We start from the raw sequence: 17,545 nt of genomic DNA, 5'->3' as shown, positions 1-17,545 counted from the left end.
ATGGGCGCCAGGCGGAGGAACGTCCGGTCGTACTCGTCGGCCTCGACCACGATGTAGTCGCCCGTGCCCAGCTTGGCGTTGGCCCCTGCGCTGTTCAGGCGGCCTCCGATCACAAAGGTGGGGTCCAGTCCGGCTTCGGCCAAGACGCTCGCCACCAAGCTGGTGGTGGTGGTTTTGCCATGCGTGCCTGCAATGGCGATGCCTTGCTTCATGCGCATGAGTTCGGCCAACATGACCGCACGCGGGACGATGGGGATGTGGCGTGCACGCGCAGCCAATACCTCGGGGTTGTCGGCCTTGACGGCAGTCGATGTCACCACCGCATCGGCGTCTTGGACGTTGTCAGGGGTGTGGCCCACATGGGTTTCAATGCCCAAAGCGGCCAAGCGCTGCAGCGTGGCGCTGTCGTTCAAATCCGAACCTGAAATTTGGTAGCCCAGGTTCAACAACACTTCAGCAATGCCGCTCATGCCCGAGCCGCCCACGCCAATGAAATGTATTTTTCGGATCGCGTGTTTCATCCCGCCAATTCCTCACAAGCCATCACAACCTCGCGGGTTGCATTTGTTTTTTTCTGTGCATGGGCTTTTTGCGCCACATCCAACAAGGTTTCTCGGCTCAAGGCCGCCAGCCTGTCGGCCAAGTTTTGCGGCGTCAATTCGGCCTGGGGTGTTAACCAGCCGCCGCCCGAGGCCACCAAAAATTGCGCGTTGGTGGTTTGGTGGTCATCCACCGCAAACGGAAAAGGCACATACAAAGCCGCCACCCCGACCGCAGCCAACTCGGTCACGGTGCTGGCCCCGGCGCGGCAGATCACGAGATCGGCTTGCGCAAATGCCGTGGCGGTGTCGTCAATGAAAGGGGTCAACTCGGCTTGCACACCTGCGACCGCGTAGTTGGTCCGCAAGGCTTCAATTTGTTTCGCGCCGCTTTGGTGCGTGACCACGGGGCGCTTGTCTTCGGACAGCAAGGCCAGCGCTTGCGGAACGATGTCGTTCAGGGCTTTGGCGCCCAAGCTGCCGCCCACCACCAGCACCCGCAGTGGACCTGTGCGCCCGGCAAATCGTTGTTCTGGGGTGGCTTGTTCTGTGAAGGATCGGCGCAGTGGGTTGCCCACCCATTGACCTGTTTTGAACACGCCTGGGAAAGCCGTGAAGACCCGGTCGGCCAATGCCGCCAGCACCTTATTGGCCAGGCCCGCGACCGAATTTTGCTCGTGCAAAACCAAGGGCTTGCCCCACAAACTGGCCATCATGCCGCCGGGGAAGGTGATGTACCCGCCCAAGCCCAACACCACATCGGGTTGCACGCGGCGAACCACCTGCAGGCTTTGCCAAAAAGCACGCAACAAACGCAGTGGCAGCAACGCCAGGGTCTGCAAGCCTTTGCCGCGCACCCCACCAAAATCGACAGGCTCGAAAGCGAAACCGCGTGCAGGCACCAGCTCGGCCTCCATGCTGGCGGGCGCGCCCAGCCAATGCACTTGCCAGCCTGCTTCGCGCAGGGCCTCGGCCACGGCCAAGCCTGGAAAAATGTGTCCCCCTGTGCCGCCGGCCATGACCAATGCAGTTTTGATCTTGTCTGTCATGCTCGGCCTCCACGCATCATTTGTTTGTTTTCGGCATCGATGCGCAACACGATGGCGATGGCCACCAAGTTCATCAAGATGGCCGAACCGCCGTAACTCATGAGGGGCAAGGTCAGGCCTTTGGTGGGCAAGGCACCCAGGTTCACGCCCATGTTGATGAAGGCCTGAAAGCCAATCCAAATGCCCACGCCTTGGGCAACCAAACCGGCAAACACTTTTTCCAGCGCAATCGCTTGGCGTCCAATCACCATGATGCGGCGGCTGAGCCACAAGAACAGGCAGATCACCAAAGTCACGCCCACGAGGCCAAATTCTTCACCGATCACAGCCAGCAAAAAGTCGGTATGCGCCTCGGGCAACCAGTGCAACTTTTCTACGCTGCCCCCCAGCCCGACACCCCAAATTTCACCGCGACCAATGGCAATCAATGAGTGGGTCAGTTGGTAGCCTTTGCCCAAGGCGTGCTCCGCACTGAAAGGATCGAGGTAGGCAAAGATGCGCTCTCTGCGCCACGGCGATTCGGCAATCATGACCACAAACGCCAGAATCAAGACGCCCAAAATCAGGAAGAACATCCGGGCATTCACGCCACCCAAAAACAAAATGCCCATGGCCACGGTGGCAATGACCATGAACGCGCCCATGTCCGGCTCTGCAAGCAAGAAGACCCCGGCCAAGCCCACTGCGGCCCCCATGGGCCAAACGGCCTTGAAGAACTTTTCTTTCACATCCATCTTGCGCACCATGTAATCGGCGGCGTAAATGATGGTGGCCAATTTGGCCAATTCAGAGGGCTGAAAATTCATCACCCCAAAAGAAATCCAGCGCCGGGCCCCATTGACGCCCTTGCCAATGAACGGCACGAGCACCAAGGCCAGCAACACCAAGGCCAACAAGAACAAGGGCTTGGCCAGCTTTTCCCAGGTTTCCATCCGGATCTGAAACGCCAGCAAGGCCACAATGAAACCCACCACCATGGAGATGACATGCCGGGTTAAAAAGTGGGTGTGTGAATAGCGCGCAAATTTGGGGTTGTCCGGCATCGCAATCGAGGCCGAATACACCATGACCATGCCCCACAGCAGCAATGCACCCACCACCCAAAGCAGGGCCTGGTCAACACTTTGCATGCGGGCCGCATTGCCGCGTGAATGGCTGTTCAGACCGTAGTCACCTAAGTTGACCGGTAAGCTCTGCACCCCCGCTGATGCCCCACCCGACACGCGACCAGGAACCAACGCAAGCAAGCGTGCAAACCCCATGTGCAGGCGTTGGCTGATGCTCAAGCTGTCGCTCACAGGCCACCCTCCATCGACACACCTGCAGCTTGCGCCAATTCGGCCACGGCCTGACAAAAAACCTCGGCACGGTGACCGTAATGTTCAAACATGTCAAAACTTGCGCAGGCTGGCGACATCAGCACCGCGTCGCCACTTTTGGCCTCGGCGGCGGCTTGCACCACGGCGTCTTGCATGTCACGGGCATCCAACAAAGCCACGCCCGTGTTGTGCAACACCTCGCGGATGCGCGGCGCATCTCGGCCAATCAAGACCACACTGCGGGCAAAGCGCGACACGGGATCGGCCAAGGGCGAGAAATCTTGGCCTTTGCCATCACCGCCCAAAATCACCACCACACGCCGATCAGCGCCCAGCCCTTGCAAGGCGGCCACCGTGGCGCCCACATTGGTGCCTTTGCTGTCGTCAAAATACTCCACCTCATGGACGATGGCCACCGGCTCGACGCGGTGGGGTTCGCCCCGGTATTCGCGCAAGCCGTACAGCATGGGGCCCAGGGCGCAGCCCGCGCTGCTGGCCAGCGCCAGGGCGGCGAGCGCATTGACTGCGTTGTGGCGACCGCGGATGCGCAAAGCATCGGCTGGCATCAGGCGTTGAATGTGCAGCTCTTCTTCAGCGTCTTTGCGGCGGCGACGTGTTTCATCGGCCTCCAAAGCGCGCACCAACCAGGTCATACCGTGCGTCACTTCAATGCCGAAGTCCCCTGGGCGTTGGGGCATGTCGCCACCAAACTGCACGCAAGCGCGCTCTAACGGTTTTTGCAACTTCACGCGCACAGGCGCTGGCCGCATGGCCATGACCTGCGGGTCTTCGCGGTTGAGCACCATCAGGGCCTGCGCTCCAAAAATGCGGGCTTTGGCCGCAGCATAGTCGGCCATGCTGCCATGCCAGTCCAGGTGGTCTTGCGAGATGTTGAGCACTGTCGCGGCCGTGGGTTCAAAACCCTCGCTGCTGTCGAGTTGGAAGCTGGAAAGCTCCAACACCCACACTTGGGGCAACGCTTGCGCCATGGGGTCCAGGGTGACCGGTGGCAGGGGCTGCGCAAGCGCAAGCTCGGCTTCGGCTTCGGCTTCGGGTACCTCGTCCGGTTCTTCTGACGTGCCCGCGGCTTGCTCAAGCACATCCACCGTCTCGGGCGCATCGCCGGTTGCCGCTTCAGTCGTGTGCGTTTCGCTTGTGGCCTGCACAGGGGCGGGGCTCTGGACGACCAAGGCCTCGGTTGGCTCGCTGTCCATTTCAGCCGCTTCACGCTCGGCCAATTCACGTTCAGCGGCGTCCTGCGCGACTTGCGCCTGGGCTTGGGTCATGGCCTGGGCCAAGGTGTCGAGCAATGTGGGGCCAATGTTGCCCGCCACTTTCACGGTTTTACCCGCACGCGCCACCAGCTGCCCGGTGAGCGATGTGACCGTGGTCTTGCCATTGGTGCCGGTGATGGCCAGCACCTGCGGTGCGTAGCCAAAGCGGGCTTTCAAGTCTTGCAAGCCCGCTGCAAACAAGCTCAGCTCACCGCCTTGCCACAGGCCCATGCTGCGGGCCGCATCCACCACGGGGGCCACCACCTCAGGGGCGATGCCCGGGCTGCGGAACACCGCACGCACAGCCGTGCCTTCGACCAGACTGGCCACAAAAGTCCCCGACACAAAGCGCACGGCAGGCCACTCAGCCTGCAAAGCAGTCAACTGTGGCGGGGTTTCACGGGTGTCGGCCACGGTCACGTCGGCTCCGGCATGGGCACACCAACGGGCCATCGCCAGGCCCGAAGCACCCAAACCGAGAATCAGAACGTGTTGACCTTGGAGCTGCATGGCTTACCTCAGCTTCAGGGTCGACAAGCCGACCAGACACAGCAGCATGGTGATGATCCAGAAACGTACAACCACCTGCGTTTCTTTCCAGCCGCTTTTCTCAAAATGGTGATGCAAGGGCGCCATCTTCAGGATGCGTCGACCTTCACCGTATTTTTTCTTGGTGTACTTGAAGTAGGTGACCTGCGCCATCACCGACAAGGCCTCCACCACAAAGATGCCGCCCATGATGGCCAGCACAATTTCGGCCCGAACGATGACCGCGATGGTGCCCAGCGCTGCGCCCAGCGCCAGCGCGCCCACATCGCCCATGAACACTTGGGCAGGGTGGGTGTTAAACCACAAGAAGGCCAGGCCCGCGCCCGCCATGGCGGCGCAAAAAATCAGCAACTCGCCCGAGCCCGGAATGTGTGGGAAAAACAGGTACTTAGAATACACCGAGCTGCCCGTCACGTAGGCAAAAACGCCCAGCGCCGAGCCCACCATGACCACTGGCATGATGGCCAGGCCGTCCAAACCGTCCGTGAGGTTGACCGCATTGCTCGACCCCACGATCACCAAATAAGTCAGCAACACAAAGCCCAGCACACCCAGTGGATAGGTGATCTCTTTGAAGAAGGGCACCTGCAATCCGGCCTTCAGGGGCAAGCTCACTTCAAAGCCCGACATGACCCACTGAACAAACAAGTCCAACACCCGCGCGTTGGAATTTTCGGAAATGCTGAACACCAAACACAATGCGGCCAGCAAGCCGATGACCGATTGCCAGAAATACTTTTCGCGTGAACGCATGCCTTCGGGGTCTTTGTTGACCACCTTGCGCCAGTCGTCGACCCAGCCAATGGCCCCAAAGCCCAGGGTCACGATCAGCACGATCCAGACAAAACGGTTGGACAGGTCAAACCACAACAAAGTAGAGATGGCGATCGACAACAAGATGAGCACACCGCCCATGGTGGGGGTGCCGCTTTTGGACAAGTGCGATTCCATGCCGTAACCACGGATGGGCTGGCCAATCTTGAGCGAGGTCAAGCGGCGGATGACCCAGGGGCCTGCGGCCAGGCCGATCAAGAGCGCCGTCATCGCAGCCATCACCGCACGGAAGGTGATGTATTGGAAAACACGCAAAAAGCCCCACTCAGGGGACAAACTTTGCAACCATTGGGCCAGGCTAAGCAGCATGGGACTCTCCCTTTTTATTGTTTTGACTGTTCTGGTCGTCGCCCCGTGACAGCAGGGCTTGCACCACCCGCTCCATCTTCATGAAGCGAGAACCTTTGACGACCACACTCTGAAATTCACCCACCTGTGCGGTGACGGTTGTCAGCAACGTGTCCATGTCTTGAAAATGCCGGGCCATCCCAAAGGCCTGTGCACTGTGCGTGCACAAATCGCCCAGGGTGAACAAGGCTTCGATACCGCGCTCTGCGGCGTAGGCCCCCACCTCGGCATGGAACTCTGGGCCTTGGTTGCCGACTTCGCCCATGTCGCCCAGCACCAGCAAACGCGGCGAGGGCAACTCGGCCAAGACATCGATAGCGGCGCGCACCGAATCCGGGTTGGCGTTGTAGGTGTCGTCGATCAAGGTGATCTCGGCTGATTCGACGTTCAGCAGCAGTGCCCGTGATCGGCCCTGGACCGGCTCAAAAGCCACCAAGCCCTGGGCCACAGCCGCCAGCGGTACACCGGCAGCCAAAGCGCAGGCCGTGGCGGCCAGCGCATTTTTGACGTTGTGACGCCCGGCAATGTGCAGGCGCACAGGCGCGGTGCCCTCGGGGGTTTTGAGTGTGAACTGCCAAGCCCCCGACTGCCAAACCACCACAGCGGCCCGCACACTGGCTTCATCATTCGAGGCCATGGCAAAGCCATGGCAGACCCGCTGGCCTGACAAAGCCTGCCAAATCGGGGTGTAGGCATCGTCTGTCGGAAACACCGCCACGCCCTCAGGGGGCAAGGCCTGCAGCACAGCGCCGTTTTCGTGCGCCACCGCTTCGACCGTGCCCATGAATTCTTGGTGCTCGCGTTGCGCGTTGTTCACCAAGGCCACAGTGGGCCGAGCCAACTGAGACAAATAGGCGATTTCACCGGGGTGGTTCATGCCCAACTCGACGACAGCGATGCGGTGGTGGGCGCGTAAATTGAACAAGGTCAGCGGCACGCCAATGTCGTTGTTCAGGTTGCCCTGAGTGGACAAGGCATCATCACCCGCATAGGCGCGCAAAATGGCCGCGGTCATTTGTGTCACGGTGGTTTTGCCATTGCTGCCGGTCACCGCGATCAAGGGCAAACTGAACTGGGCACGCCAGCCTGCGGCGAGCTCACCCAAGGCGATGCGCGCATCGGGCACCACCAGCGCAGGCAAGCCTTGCGCCAGCGCCAGGGCTTCGCCCGAGGCTTCGCACACCACGGCTACGGCGCCTTGAGCCTTGGCTTGGGCGATGAAATCGTTGCCATCGAAACGCTCACCGCGCAAGGCTACAAACAGATCGCCGGCTTGCAGGCTGCGGCTGTCGGTGTGCACCCGATCGGCCACCTCATCCAACAGATTCACGCCGCGAGCCTGGCTCAGCCAGCTCAGGGCTTGCGTCAGCTTCAGGTTCATGGGGGTGTTCAAGCCACTCATGCGCCGACCCTCTGGCCAAGGTCTGCGCGCAGCTGCAACCCGGCTTGGACCTGCAGCACATCCGAAAAAGCATGCTGCACACCCATGATCTCTTGTGTGGTTTCGTGGCCTTTGCCCGCCACCAAAATCACATCTTGTGTGGCGGCTTGTGCCACGACCTCGGCGATGGCCACTGCGCGGTCCGATTGAATGTGAACCACCTGCGGACGCGTCAGGCCAGAAACCATCGCAGCCAAAATGGCCTCGGGTGATTCGGAGCGGGGGTTGTCGCTGGTCAATACCACTTGGTCGGCAGCGGCTTCTGCGGCGGCGGCCATCAAGGGGCGCTTCTTCGCATCGCGGTCGCCACCACAGCCCAGCACACACCACAAGCGCCCGCCCCGAGCAGCCGCTTGCGAGCGCAACGCCGCCAATGTGTGAGACACGGCATCGGGGGTGTGCGCGTAATCGACCACCACCAAAGGCAATGCACCACCTAGCGCCGAAGCCTGCACGCGCTGCATCCGGCCCGGCACTGCGGTCAAGTGGGCACAGGCTTGCACCGCCTGCGCCAAATCAACACCCAAAGCACGCATGCTGCCCAAGACGGCGAGCAGGTTGTCGATGTTGTAATCCCCTATGAGGCCTGTGTGCAGGGTCTGCACATTCGCACCCTCCGTGACTTCAAACGCCAAACCATCTTGGCTGGGCACAGCGCGGGCTTGCAAGCGGGCTGACGTTTGGCGCGAACAGGTCCACACATCCAGCCCACGGCCGTTCAAATTTTGGGCCAGCAGCGCACCCTGCGGGTCATCAACATTGATGACTGCGGCTTGCAAACCTGGCCAGCCAAACAAAGCTTCTTTGGCCGCCCAATAGTGCGCCATGTCACCGTGGTAATCGAGGTGGTCCTGTGTGAAATTGGTGAACACAGCCACCTGGATGCGCGTACCGTCGAGCCGGTGTTCAGCCAATCCGATGGATGAAGCCTCAATGGCGCAATGCGTGACACCGTCATCGACAAACCGCTTGAACTGCCGCTGCAGCAACACCGGATCGGGCGTGGTCATGCCCGTGCTCACCAGCTCAGGCACGCGGCCAACGCCCAAAGTGCCGATCAGGCCGCAAGCATGCCCCAGCAAAGGCGAAGACATGGCCTGCGCCAGCCACCAGGCCACTGAAGTCTTGCCGTTAGTGCCCGTGACCGCCAGTACGCCAAGCGCTTGGCTTGGCTGCTCGTAATAAGCATCGGCGACCCGCCCCGTTTGTGCTTTCAGCTCAGGCATCGCAGCCAAGCACGGCAGCGCATCGGACGGCAGCGCTGCAAGCCACGGCTCATGGCCTTGGGCTTCCATCAAGCAAGCTGTAGCGCCTTGCGCCAAAGCCTGTGACACATAACGCCGACCGTCGGTGGCAGCCCCTGGCCATGCAATGAAACCATCGCCGGGCTGTACCAAGCGGCTGTCGGTGCGCAGCTCACCCGTCACACAGCCGCGCAACCAGCGGGCCGCGTCTTGAGCGTTGTGCAGGGTGCGCATCAAAACGACTCCTCCACCGCTTTGGCCACAATTTGCGGCTTGACCGCCATGTCGGGCTGCACGCCCATCAGGCGCAGGGTTTGCTGCACTGTTTGACTGAACACCGGCCCTGCTACAGCCCCACCGTAGAAAACGCCGTTAGAAGGCTCGTCGACCATCACCGCCACCACAATCCGCGGCTGCTCAATAGGGGCAATGCCCACAAAAAAGCTGCGGTACTTTTTGCTGGCGTAGCCCTTGCCTTTTTGCTTGCGTGCGGTGCCCGATTTCCCACCCACCGAATACCCAATGGTTTGGGCCAGTGGCCCGGTGCCACCTGGGCCCGCTGCCATCTGCAGCATCTTGCGCATGGCCATGGCATTTTTCGCGCTGATCACGCGGGTTCCGGCCACGGGTTGGTCCGTCTTCATCAAGGTCGTCGGCACGACTTCGCCGTCACGGGCAAACACGGTGTAGGCCCGCGCGACTTGCAGCAAGCTGCCCGAGACTCCGTAGCCGTAGCTCATGGTGGCTTGCTCAACCGGACGCCACGATTTGTAGGGCCGCAAACGGCCACTGACCACCCCCGGAAAAGGCAAAGTGGGCTTTTGCCCAAATCCCACTTCTGAGAACATTTCCCACATCTCACGCGCAGGCATCTGCATTGCGATCTTGACGGTGCCCACGTTGCTGGATTTTTGTATCACCTCATTGACCGTGAGCAAGCCGTGCGGGTGGGCATCGCTGATGGTGGAGCCCGTGATGTTGATCCGCCCAGGTGCGGTCTGGATTTGCGTCTCAGGCTTGACCAAACCTTTTTCCAGGGCCAGCGCCACCGTGAACGGCTTCATGGTGGAGCCCGGCTCAAAGGTGTCGGTCAGCGCGCGGTTACGCAGTTGCTCGCCGCTGAGGTTGACACGTTTGTCAGGCGAATAGCTTGGGTAATTGGCCAATGCCAAAATTTCACCCGTTTGGGTATCCAAAACCACCACACTGCCTGCCTTGGCTTTGTGCTCCGTGATCGCATCACGCAAGGTTTGGTAGGCGTAGAACTGCACTTTGCTGTCGATGCTCAGCTGCAAATCTTGACCATCCTCTGGCTGCACGGTCTCACCCACCGCTTCAACCACGCGGCCAAGTCGGTCCTTGATGACCCGACGCGAACCCGCCTGGCCTGCCAGTTGCTTTTGAAAAACCAGCTCAACGCCCTCTTGCCCTTTGTCTTCGACGTTGGTGAAGCCCACAACATGGGCGGAAGCCTCGCCTTCAGGGTAGACCCGTTTGTACTCTTTGATGTCGAACACGCCCTTGATGCCCAAGTCCAAAATTTGCTTGGCCACAGGCTCGTCCATTTGGCGGCGCAACCAAACAAAGGTTTTTTCATCGTCCAGAAGCTTTTTGTCCAGCTCCGCTGTCGTCATGCCCAGCAAGCGGGCCAGTTGGCGCAATTTGGCTGGGTCGCGGTCGATGCTTTCAGGGCTGGCCCAAATGCTGGGCGCTGGCACACTGGAAGCCAGCAACACGCCATTGCGATCCAGCACACGGCCTCGGTTCGCGGGCAAGCTCAAGGTGCGCGCAAAACGCACTTCGCCTTGGCGAATGAAGAAATCGTTGTCAATGACCTGCACATGCGCAGCCCGCCCGACCAGGGCGATAAAACCCAAAGCCATCGCCGCCACAATCAGTTTGCTGCGCCAGACAGGCGTCTTGCTGGCCAGCAATGGGCTGGACGTCAATTGAACACTGCGGCTGTGGTTCACTTCGCCGCCCCTGTTTGAATGGATGTCGAGACCGCGTCCAATGCGCCATTGCCCGAAACGTAGCGGGTAATAGCCGGCGAGGCTGCGCGCATTTGCAATTGCTGGCGAGCGATTTTTTCAACCCGCAAAGGCGCGGCTTGGGCGCGGCGCTCAACGTCGAGACGGTCTTGATCGACCGCCAAGCGCTTGCTTTCTTGACGCGCGGTCTCCAAAGCCATGAACATGCGGCGTGACTCGTAATGGCTGTGCACCAGCCACAGAGCACTGGTGACCGTGGCGATCAGCAGCAGCAAACTGAGCCGGGTCATGCGGGCACCTCGGTGCGCTCGGCCATGCGCATGATGGCACTGCGTGAGCGCGGGTTGCCGCGCACTTCTGATTCGCTTGGGCGCACACGCCCTTGCGCTTTTAAGCGCATCTTCACGGGCTCGGCAAAGGGCACGCGGCGGTCCACCACCTCCTTGGAGTGCTTGGCGATGAACTGCTTGACGATGCGGTCCTCCAGCGAATGAAAGCTGATGACCACCAAGCGACCACCCGGGGCCAGCACCCGCAAACTGCCCTCTAGCGCCTGTTCGAGCTCTTCAAGTTCGGCATTGATGAAAATCCGAAAAGCCTGAAATGTCCGCGTGGCGGGGTTTTGCCCCGGCTCGCGGGTTTTGACCGTGTCAGCCACGAGCTGGGCCAAATCGGAGGTGCTTGATATTGGGCCCCGCTCCTCTCGGCGAGCCACAAGCGCCTTTGCAATCTGAAAAGCAAACCGTTCTTCGCCATAGTCACGTATCACCTCCGTGATTTGATCCACCTCTGCGGTGGCCAGCCAGTCGGCCACACTTTGACCGCGCGTGGTGTCCATGCGCATGTCCAGTGGGCCCTCAAAACGAAAAGAAAAACCCCTCTCGGGGCTGTCGATCTGGGGAGAGCTGATGCCCAAGTCCATCAGCACACCGTCGACACTGCCGGCGGGCAGCTCACCGAGGTGAGAAAAAGCATCGTGCCGAATAACGAACCGCTCATCTTCAATCCGCTGGGCTTCGGCAATGGCTTCCAAGTCACGGTCAAAGGCTTGCAAACGTCCTTGCGCAGACAAACGAGACAAGATCAGGCGTGAATGACCGCCACGGCCAAATGTGGCGTCCACATAAGTACCATCGGCCCCGGCTGCGGCTTGGAACAATTCGTCCACCGCTTCGTTCAAAAGCACGGTGGTGTGGGTCAGTGCGGTGTCGGTCATGGCGTTCAGAAGGAAAAGTCTTTGAACACGTCAGGCATCTCACCTTGCATGGCCTGCGCTTCTTGCGCGTCGTAAGTGGTTTTGTCCCACAGCTCAAAGTGATTGCCCATGCCCAGCAGCATGGTGTCTTTGGCAATACCGGCCGCCTGGCGCAATTCGGGCGAGATCAGCACGCGCCCGGTGCCGTCCATCTCCACATCCATGGCATTGCCCAAAAAGATGCGCTTCCACCACTGGGCCGACATGGGCAACTCGGCAATGCGCTCACGGAACTTTTCCCATTCGGGGCGGGGAAACACCATCAGGCAGCCATGCGGGTGCTTGGTGATCGTCAGCTGGCCCTGTGCCGTGGCGCTCAAGACGTCACGGTGCCGAGTCGGCACAGACAGCCGCCCCTTGGCATCCAGACTCAGCGATGAAGCCCCTTGAAACACGGCGAAGACCCTTTGGTGTGGAAAAAGCACATCAGTGGCACTAACTCCCACTTAATTGCACTTTTTTGCACTGTATCAGGAAATGAACACCAACCAAAGGGTGTAGATCGTTTTTTTTCAATGAAATCAAGGGCTTAGCACCCATACTGAACCTCAGTTGAATTTAAATTTCTTTCAAAATTAAACACTTACACGAGGCATTGAAAGTAAGACCTCAAGGAGTAAAAAAATCAAAAACAACAAAGTCGTTGGATGCAAAACACCCACTAAATTTAACAATTGCCGCCAAGACGTAAAAAAACCGCCTTGGCAGGCGGTTTTTGTCGTGATCAAGCACCAAGCAACGCTCAGTCACCAAACATTTTTTGCTTGAGTTCCCGGCGCTGCTGCGCTTCCAGTGACAAAGTGGCCGTGGGGCGTGCCAACAACCGGCCCACACCAATGGCTTCGCCTGTCTCATCGCAAAAACCGTAATCGCCTGCATCAATGCGCTGGATCGATTGCTCAATTTTCTTGAGCAGCTTGCGCTCACGGTCGCGGGTGCGCAGCTCCAAAGCGTGCTCTTCTTCAATGGTGGCACGGTCAGCCGGGTCGGGCACGACCACGGTGTCCTCGCGCAGGTGTTCTGTCGTCAGGCCTGCGCTGGCCAAAATGTCCTGCTTCAAATGCGTCAACTTCAGGCGGAAATAGGCCATCTGCATGTCGTTCATGTATTCGTCGTCGGACATGGCCAGAATCTCGGCATCCGACAACTCGTCGACCTTTTTGCTCTTCCAGTTGTTGGCCAGCTTGGGGTCTTTTTTGATGGGCGCAAAGGGCACGGACACAGCCGCTGGTTGTGTGCTGGGCAAAAAGCTCGATTTGGCCGCCGTGGAGGCCACTGCCGGGGGCAAAGAGGGCACGGTGATCTGTGCCAGACGGGCTGAGGGTCGCGTCGCGCGGACCAGCTGCTCGGGCGCAGGGGCCGTGCTGGCGGGGGTTGGTTCTGCAGGAGATTTAACTGATTCCACGGGGGTCACGCTCATAAGTTTCGCTTTGGATGCCTGGGCTGTCTTGGGGACAGGTGCTGCCTTGACAGGCTGAGGGGCAGCAGGACGGGAAGGGACGGCAGCGCTGGTTTTTTTGGCTGCCGTGGCTTTGGGGTCGGGGACCGCTTTTGCGGCAGGTTTGACTGCAGCTTTGGCAACAGGTTTGGGAGAGGCCTTGGCCACGGGTGGCTTCGCGGGTGCTGAAGATTTGACTGCGGCCTTGGCTGTGGGCAACTTGGCTGAAGCTGCAGGTTTGGCCACGGCCGGCTTCGCTGGCGATGCTTTAACTTTAGGCTGGGGGGCAGCTGCGGCTTTGACAGCAGTTGCTTTCTTGGCCACAGCGGCCTGTGTTTTTGGTTTTGTCTTGTTAGCGGTCTTCACGTCTTGTCTCCTAGCCGTGTCAAAGGGCAGACTTCAGACCGTCTGTCCCTGCGCAGCCGGCCCAAAACCTGTTCATGTGCTTTTCAAACCCTTGTTATAGACCTTGTGGGGTTCGCCAGCGCTGCCCAAAAGGCGGTGCCGTCGGCGGGCGATTGTAGCGACTAGAACGGTCAAAATTCGCCGCAAGGTGGATTAAAGACCAGATCGTTGCAAAACAATGCCCGACTGCACACAGACGGCCACCGTGCTCACACCAGGCACTGCTCCAGGCCTTGGAGCAAGATGTCTTTGGGCAAATCGATGCCAATGAAAACCATCTTGCTCATTTTGGTCTCGCTATCGGCCCACATGGGGCCCAAATCGCTGCCCATGAGCTGGTGCACGCCCTGGAAAATCACCTTGCGCTCGGTGCCGCGCATGTTCAACACGCCTTTGTAGCGCAGCATGCGCGGGCCATAAATGTTGACAATCGCACCCAGGAAATCTTCCAATTTGGCCGGATCAAAGGCTTTGTCAGAACGGAAAACGAAGCTCTTGACGTCATCGTCGTGGTGATGGTGGTGCCCCTGACCGTGGGCGGCATCGTGCTGGTGTGACGGATGGTCGCAGTGCTCGCCGTGCTCATGGTCGTGATCATGCTGGTGGGACGGGTGATCGCAATGCTCACCGTGCTCATGGTCGTGGTCATGCGCATCGTCTTTCAGAAAGTCCGGGTCGATGTCCAGCTTGGCGTTCAGGTTGAAACCTTTGAGGTCAAACACCTCAGACAGGGCCACCTCGCCGAAATGCACCACTTTTTGCGGGGCACGGGGATTCATGTGTTTCAAACGGTGCTGCAGGGCATCCAGTTCCTCAGGCGAGACCAGGTCGGCCTTGCTGATGAAGATCTGGTCTGCAAAGCCCACCTGACGACGCGCTTCTTGGCGGTCGTTGAGTTGCTGGGCAGCGTGCTTGGCGTCCACCAGCGTCAAGATGGAATCGAGCAAATAGGTCTCGGCGATCTCGTCGTCCATGAAAAAAGTCTGCGCCACCGGGCCGGGGTCGGCCAGACCCGTGGTTTCGATCACGATGCGGTCAAAGTCCAGCAAGCCCTTGCGGCGCTTGGCGGCCAACAGCTGCAAGGTCACGCGCAGGTCTTCGCGGATGGTGCAGCAGATGCAACCGTTGCTCATCTGGATGATCTGCTCGTTGGTGTCCGAGACCAGGATGTCGCTGTCGATGTTTTCCTCACCAAACTCGTTCTCGATCACGGCAATCTTTTGGCCGTGGGCCTCGGTCAGCACGCGCTTGAGCAGGGTGGTTTTGCCTGAGCCCAAGAAGCCGGTCAGGATGGTGGTGGGGATCAGGGACATGGCGCGGTTCCACTAAAAGACAAGAGTTGGGGAGTGTAGCGACGAATTCAAGCCCAGCACCTGAACGACGCGGCATGGCCTCACGCAAAGGCTTTGCCGCAGGCCGTGGGCTTCACTTGCGCTTGGCCCGGGGGTGCGTGGCGTCGTAGGTTTTGGCCAGGTGCTGAAAGTCCAGCCGCGTGTAGACCTGGGTGGTGCTGATGTTGGCGTGGCCCAGCAGCTCTTGCACCGCCCTCAAGTCGCCGCTGGACTGCAGCACATGGCTGGCAAAGGAGTGGCGCAGCATGTGCGGGTGCACAGGAGTGGCCAGACCTGCCAGCAGGCTGCGGCGCTTGAGGCGCTGCGCCACGCCGCGGGGCGTCAGGCGCGTACCGTGCTGCCCAGGAAACAGCGCCAGCGCCAAACTCGAGGCACCCGATGTCGGTTGCGTCAGCATGCCCGGCAATTGCGGGCGCATGGCCAGCCAGTGCGTCAGCGTCTCGATGGCCGCACGCCCCAAAGGCACGCTGCGGCGCTTGTTGCCTTTGCCCTGCACCTGCACTTCGGCATTGGGCAAGTCAATCCAGCCGCGCCCAGCCCGCGCTGCCTCGGTGCTGGCCACCACGTCCAATCCGGTCAGCTCGGCAATGCGCAGGCCACAGCCATACAGCAGCTCCACCATGGCCGCGTCGCGCGCTTCCAGCCAGGGGTCGTCGTTGTCCTCTTCGTGCTCGGCCAGTTGCACCGCTTCGTCCACCCCCAGCGCCTTGGGCAAGGGCTTGGCCACGCGCGGGGCGCGCACATCGGCCACCGGGTTCTGCGCGATCAAGCCTTCACGGCCCAGCCAGGTGTAAAAGCCGCGCCAACCCGACAAAATCAAGGCGATGCCCCGGCCACTGCGCCCGGCGCTGTGCATCTGCGCCACCCAGCGGCGGATGTGGCCGTTTTGCACCTGCAACAAAGGCAGCTGAATCGCCACAGCCATGTCGACCAGGCGCATCAAATCCAGCTGATACAGCGTGCAAGTGCGCTCGGCCAAGCGCTTTTCAAAGCGCACATGGTCCAGATAGCGGGTGACCAGCGGGTCGATGGCCGCTGAGTCCGACATAGCTCAGGCCTGCTGATTTTTCAACACCGACAAAGCCGCACCCGCCAGCTCGGCCAGGCGCTCCAGCAGATCGGTGCCCATCTGGTTGTTGAAGCGCTGGGCATCGGGCGAGGCCAACACCAACAAACCAAACGCAGGCTGACCCGGCGCTGCGCGCAGCGCCAGCAAAGCCAGCGACGCCGCCTTGGTGGGCTCGTCCAACCATTGCACCGCCTCGTAACCCGCGTTGGGGCCTAAATAAGGCGCGTCCAGCGTGGCGGCAAACTCTTGCACCGTCTCGGTCACGCCTTGGGCAAAGGCAGACTGGGCGTGCGCGACTTGCAGCGACCACAGGCGCAAGGCAACCTGAGGCACTTGGAATAAATCGCGGATGTTGTCGACCGCCGACTCGGCCAAATGGTCAGGCGGCGTGGCCAACAACTCGCACGACCAGCGGTGCAGCTTGTCGGTGAGGATCATGTTTTCGTTGCCGTGCCGCATCATGTCCATGATGCGGTGCTCCAGTGCCTTGATTTTGTCGCGCAACATTTGCGCCTGCCGCTCTTGCAGGCCCACAGCGCGGTGGCTTTGCGGGTGCGTTAGTTGCACCGTGGCCAAAAGCGAGGCGTGGCGCTCAAAAAAGTCCGGCGTGTTCACCAAGTAGTCGGCGATGTCGTCTTCGGTGATCGGGCTCATGGGCTCGGAAGGGGTCATGTCGGATCTCCAATCGTTCAGAAAAGGGCGTCGGGCACGTCGATGCTGCCCTCAAAAACAGAAGTGGCCGGGCCGGTCATGCGCACCGGGCTGTCGGCTTTGCCAGCCCACTCGATCGTGAGCACGCCGCCATGGGTCTGCACATCGACACGGCTGTCCAACCAGCCTTGGCGAATGCCTGCGACCACCGCCGCACACGCGCCTGTGCCGCAGGCCAAGGTCTCGCCTGCGCCGCGCTCGAACACCCGCAGCCGTATTTGGCTGCGCGAAACGATTTGCATGAAGCCCGCGTTCACCCGGTTGGGAAAAGCCGGGTGCCGCTCGATCAAGGGGCCTTGGGCCAGCACTGGAAAGGTGTCCACATCATCCACGCGCTGCACAGCATGCGGGTTGCCCATCGAGACCACGGCTACCCGCGCAATGCCCAGCTCGCCCAGCGCCAAGTCAAACACCGGCCAGCAATTGACCTGATCGCTGATCAGCCCCATGGGGTCAAAAGGCACGCTGGCCCAGTCAAACACGGGTGCCCCCATGTCCACCGTGACGCGCCCGTCAGGGTCCATGCGCAGCTCAATCTCGCCTTTTTGGACTTTCACGCGCACGGTGCTTTGGTTGGTCAGGCCTTTGTCGCGCACATAGCGCACAAAGCAGCGGGCACCGTTGCCGCAATGCTCCACCTCGCCGCCATCCGCGTTGTGGATCACGTATTCAAAGTCCAGGCCCGGCGCGGGCGAAGGCCGCACCGTGAGGATCTGGTCAGCCCCCA

Annotated in this window: 16 protein-coding genes; all 16 read right to left on the bottom strand. The window is 60.4% G+C overall.

Annotated elements, in window-relative coordinates:
- Positions 1-521: Mur ligase domain-containing protein (locus tag Q0341_RS13155; RefSeq protein WP_299514129.1), on the bottom strand; the 521-nt coding region annotated here is incomplete at its 3' end.
- Positions 518-1,588, bottom strand: coding sequence for an undecaprenyldiphospho-muramoylpentapeptide beta-N-acetylglucosaminyltransferase (gene murG / locus Q0341_RS13150; RefSeq protein ID WP_299514126.1), 1,071 nt, complete (start codon positions 1,586-1,588; stop codon positions 518-520). The genes murG and Q0341_RS13155, both read right to left, overlap by 4 nt.
- Positions 1,585-2,886: a putative lipid II flippase FtsW gene (ftsW, locus tag Q0341_RS13145; protein ID WP_299514123.1), complete on the bottom strand. Its 1,302-nt coding sequence runs from the start codon at positions 2,884-2,886 to the stop codon at positions 1,585-1,587. Before ftsW ends, murG begins: the two co-directional genes overlap by 4 nt.
- Complete coding sequence (gene murD / locus Q0341_RS13140) at positions 2,883-4,691, bottom strand: UDP-N-acetylmuramoyl-L-alanine--D-glutamate ligase (protein ID WP_299514120.1); 1,809 nt, start codon at positions 4,689-4,691, stop codon at positions 2,883-2,885. Before murD ends, ftsW begins: the two co-directional genes overlap by 4 nt.
- 3 nt (positions 4,692-4,694) lie before the next feature.
- Positions 4,695-5,873 carry a phospho-N-acetylmuramoyl-pentapeptide-transferase gene (gene mraY, locus Q0341_RS13135; RefSeq protein ID WP_299514117.1) on the bottom strand — a complete coding sequence of 393 codons (1,179 nt, stop codon included), beginning with the start codon at positions 5,871-5,873 and terminating at the stop codon, positions 4,695-4,697.
- Complete coding sequence (gene murF, locus Q0341_RS13130) at positions 5,863-7,314, bottom strand: UDP-N-acetylmuramoyl-tripeptide--D-alanyl-D-alanine ligase (protein ID WP_299514115.1); 1,452 nt, start codon at positions 7,312-7,314, stop codon at positions 5,863-5,865. Before murF ends, mraY begins: the two co-directional genes overlap by 11 nt.
- On the bottom strand, positions 7,311-8,831 hold the full coding sequence (locus Q0341_RS13125) for a UDP-N-acetylmuramoyl-L-alanyl-D-glutamate--2,6-diaminopimelate ligase (protein WP_299514113.1): 1,521 nt from the start codon (positions 8,829-8,831) through the stop codon (positions 7,311-7,313). Before Q0341_RS13125 ends, murF begins: the two co-directional genes overlap by 4 nt.
- Complete coding sequence (locus Q0341_RS13120; protein WP_299514110.1) at positions 8,831-10,570, bottom strand: penicillin-binding protein 2; 1,740 nt, start codon at positions 10,568-10,570, stop codon at positions 8,831-8,833. The genes Q0341_RS13125 and Q0341_RS13120 overlap by 1 nt, the downstream gene beginning before the upstream one ends.
- Positions 10,567-10,878: a cell division protein FtsL gene (gene ftsL, locus Q0341_RS13115; protein WP_299514108.1), complete on the bottom strand. Its 312-nt coding sequence runs from the start codon at positions 10,876-10,878 to the stop codon at positions 10,567-10,569. Before ftsL ends, Q0341_RS13120 begins: the two co-directional genes overlap by 4 nt.
- Entirely contained in the window at positions 10,875-11,804 is a 930-nt protein-coding gene (rsmH, locus tag Q0341_RS13110; RefSeq protein ID WP_299514106.1) for a 16S rRNA (cytosine(1402)-N(4))-methyltransferase RsmH, read from the bottom strand. Before rsmH ends, ftsL begins: the two co-directional genes overlap by 4 nt.
- Positions 11,805-11,809: 5 nt before the next feature.
- Complete coding sequence (gene mraZ, locus Q0341_RS13105) at positions 11,810-12,238, bottom strand: division/cell wall cluster transcriptional repressor MraZ (RefSeq protein ID WP_299514104.1); 429 nt, start codon at positions 12,236-12,238, stop codon at positions 11,810-11,812.
- A gap of 347 nt (positions 12,239-12,585) precedes the next feature.
- Positions 12,586-13,263: an RNA polymerase-binding protein DksA gene (dksA, locus tag Q0341_RS13100; protein ID WP_299514102.1), complete on the bottom strand. Its 678-nt coding sequence runs from the start codon at positions 13,261-13,263 to the stop codon at positions 12,586-12,588.
- A gap of 632 nt (positions 13,264-13,895) precedes the next feature.
- A complete protein-coding gene (locus Q0341_RS13095; RefSeq protein WP_299514100.1) occupies positions 13,896-14,999 on the bottom strand; it encodes a GTP-binding protein in 1,104 nt (367 codons plus the stop codon).
- A 112-nt stretch (positions 15,000-15,111) separates the two neighbouring features.
- Entirely contained in the window at positions 15,112-16,086 is a 975-nt protein-coding gene (locus Q0341_RS13090; protein ID WP_299514098.1) for a tyrosine recombinase XerC, read from the bottom strand.
- 3 nt (positions 16,087-16,089) lie between these two features.
- Positions 16,090-16,779, bottom strand: a complete 690-nt coding sequence (locus tag Q0341_RS13085; protein WP_299514096.1) for a DUF484 family protein — start codon at positions 16,777-16,779, stop codon at positions 16,090-16,092.
- A gap of 17 nt (positions 16,780-16,796) precedes the next feature.
- A partial coding sequence (gene dapF, locus Q0341_RS13080; protein WP_299514094.1) for a diaminopimelate epimerase occupies positions 16,797-17,545 on the bottom strand: 749 nt, incomplete at its 5' end.

This window comes from uncultured Limnohabitans sp. (assembly GCF_937889215.1).
Taxonomy (GTDB): Bacteria; Pseudomonadota; Gammaproteobacteria; order Burkholderiales; family Burkholderiaceae_C; genus Limnohabitans_A.
Note: the sequence above shows the minus strand (reverse complement) of the source record. Positions and strands in the feature narration are given on the sequence as shown.

Excerpts from the sequence above, each read along its gene's own strand:
- Q0341_RS13095 (WP_299514100.1), bottom strand. The coding sequence starts at position 14,999 with ATGTCCCTGATCCCCACCACCATCCTGACCGGCTTCTTGGGCTCAGGC.
- mraY (WP_299514117.1), bottom strand. The coding sequence starts at position 5,873 with ATGCTGCTTAGCCTGGCCCAATGGTTGCAAAGTTTGTCCCCTGAGTGG.
- dksA (WP_299514102.1), bottom strand. The coding sequence starts at position 13,263 with ATGAGCGTGACCCCCGTGGAATCAGTTAAATCTCCTGCAGAACCAACC.
- murG (WP_299514126.1), bottom strand. The coding sequence starts at position 1,588 with ATGACAGACAAGATCAAAACTGCATTGGTCATGGCCGGCGGCACAGGG.
- Q0341_RS13125 (WP_299514113.1), bottom strand. The coding sequence starts at position 8,831 with ATGCGCACCCTGCACAACGCTCAAGACGCGGCCCGCTGGTTGCGCGGC.
- murF (WP_299514115.1), bottom strand. The coding sequence starts at position 7,314 with ATGAGTGGCTTGAACACCCCCATGAACCTGAAGCTGACGCAAGCCCTG.
- rsmH (WP_299514106.1), bottom strand. The coding sequence starts at position 11,804 with ATGACCGACACCGCACTGACCCACACCACCGTGCTTTTGAACGAAGCG.
- Q0341_RS13085 (WP_299514096.1), bottom strand. The coding sequence starts at position 16,779 with ATGACCCCTTCCGAGCCCATGAGCCCGATCACCGAAGACGACATCGCC.
- murD (WP_299514120.1), bottom strand. The coding sequence starts at position 4,691 with ATGCAGCTCCAAGGTCAACACGTTCTGATTCTCGGTTTGGGTGCTTCG.
- Q0341_RS13090 (WP_299514098.1), bottom strand. The coding sequence starts at position 16,086 with ATGTCGGACTCAGCGGCCATCGACCCGCTGGTCACCCGCTATCTGGAC.
- ftsL (WP_299514108.1), bottom strand. The coding sequence starts at position 10,878 with ATGACCCGGCTCAGTTTGCTGCTGCTGATCGCCACGGTCACCAGTGCT.